The organism is Ignavibacteria bacterium, assembly GCA_025612375.1.
Lineage (GTDB): Bacteria > Bacteroidota > Ignavibacteria > Ignavibacteriales > SURF-24 > JAAXKN01.
Map to the genome: position 1 here is coordinate 68,879 of JAAXKN010000024.1, position 2,021 is coordinate 70,899.

Sequence of the window (2,021 nt, forward strand, 5' to 3'; positions counted from 1 at the left end):
GCTTCAAGTATATTCAGCGTTTCCTCTTCGGTTAAGTAGTGCTTCCCGGATTCTATAGCCTCCGTTAAAAGGCAGCGTGCCTTTTCCGTATCGACGTCCGTAAACTGCGGCGCCGGAGTGTGCTTTTTTTCAAGCTGCCTCATGAAGCGGTAAGTGCATGCATAGGAGCGGCACATGTTTTCAGGAAGCTGGTAGTGGGGGATGCTTTTCTTCTGAAGTATGTCAATTCCGGCTGCAACGTCCGAAGCCCCCATAAATGAGGTCAGGACCGGTTTACCCGACAGAGAAGCAATATCCGAGACCTCTCGGGCTATATTTTTTATATCCGTCATTGACTGCGGGGTAAGGATAACCATAGCGCCGTCCACGTTCTCATCTTTTAAGGCGGCATTTAAGGCAACGTTATAGCGCTCGGCCCTTGCATCGCCAATTACGTCAACTGGGTTTTTAATGTTTGCCGCGGGGGGAAGATTTGATTTAAGTATTCGCGTTGTCTCTTCAGAAAACTCCGCAAGCTTAAGTCCTGTTCTTATTGCCATATCTGTAGTCAGGACTCCTGGTCCCCCGGCATTAGTGATTATAGCTATACGGTTTCCTTTAGGGAGAGGCTGATAAGCAAAAGCAATGGCATAATTAAACATCTGCTCTATGTCGTCGCAGCGTATAATGCCAGCCTGGCGGAATGCGGCTTCGCAGACCTCGTCACTTCCTGCAAGAGCGCCCGTGTGTGATGCCGCAGCTGAAGCGCCTTCGGGAGTGCGACCGGCTTTTAGGACCAGAATAGGTTTACCCGTCTCAGCAATAATTGTGCGTGAAGTTTCCATGAGCGCCTGAACGTCGCTTATCTCTTCTAAATAAAGGAGGATGACTTTTGTAAGAGGGTCATCCTTAAGGTAGTTCAGGAGGTCAATTTCATTTATGTCGGCCTTATTGCCGAAGCTTATGAACTTGGAAAACCCTATATGTTTGGCAACCGCGTAGTCGAGCACGGCAGTACAGAGGGCGCCGCTTTGGGAGATGAAGGCAATATTCCCCTCGTCCGGCATTTTGCGTGCAAAAGACGCGTTCAGTTTTACGGCGGGATCGGTATTTATTACACCCAGGCAGTTTGGGCCTATAAAAGAGATGCCGTATTTACGGGCAATTTCCTTAACCCTGTTCTCCCTTTCGATACCGGCAGCCCCGACTTCCCTGAAGCCCGCGGAAATAATGACCATCGATTTAATCCCCTTCTGACCGCACTGTTCAACTGCCATATGGATAACTGAGCTGGGGTAAACGATAACGGCAAGGTCGACTGGGTCCTCAATATCAACAACGTACTTATAGACTCTGAGCCCGCATATGGATCGTTCCTTAGGGTTAACGGGGTATATGATGCCCTGGAAGTCGTCTTTAAGTATATTTTCCAGTATATCGCACGGGACGGTGCCTTTAGTTTTATTAGTACCCACTACGGCAACAGATGTTGGGTAAAAGATCCTTTCAATCTCCTGCCGGGATTTCCTGCCGTTCACTTTGCGTGCTCCTGTTCATGGAGGACGGAGCTGATAAAAGTAACAGCGTCCGAGACAGTCTGGACTTCAAGAGCCTTATCCTCATCCATTGTAATATTGAATTCCTCTTCGAGTCCGGCAACGAGCATAAGGCTCTGCATGGAGTCTGCGCCGAGGTCGAATATGAAGTTAGCGTCGGGAGCGATATTATCCTGGTTCATTTTCAGCACATCGGCAATAACCTTTTTCACGCGTAATTCGATTTCATTTCTTTCCATTGTACATATCTCCTCTATTGGCATTGTGGTTAGATTCGTAATGGTAGAAAAGTGCGTTTATGTCCGGTCTGCCCGAAGGCGGCAAATGTATAAGCATCAGAAACGAACTCTTATCCGGCATACAAAGCTCCAGACTATTGAGTTCAGAAAAAATGAGGGGGTTACAAAGTAATCATCCCGAGTGGGGGTGGTTGAAGATAATATATTTCATTCGGGGTGATTTGTCAAGTAGAGGGGTGTAGGAGAC

2 protein-coding genes are annotated in these 2,021 nt (G+C 47.8%); both read right to left on the minus strand.

Annotated elements, in window-relative coordinates; translation table 11 throughout:
* Positions 1-1,517: CoA-binding protein (locus HF312_14045; GenBank protein ID MCU7521339.1), on the minus strand; the 1,517-nt coding region annotated here is incomplete at its 3' end.
* Positions 1,514-1,774 (minus strand): acyl carrier protein, encoded by a 261-nt coding sequence (gene acpP / locus HF312_14050; protein ID MCU7521340.1) that lies wholly within the window; start codon positions 1,772-1,774, stop codon positions 1,514-1,516. The genes HF312_14045 and acpP, both read right to left, overlap by 4 nt.
* Positions 1,775-2,021: the final 247 nt, after the last annotated feature.

Bases quoted from the DNA above. Each gene is read 5' to 3' on its own strand.
- acpP (MCU7521340.1), bottom strand. From the start codon at position 1,774: ATGGAAAGAAATGAAATCGAATTACGCGTGAAAAAGGTTATTGCCGAT.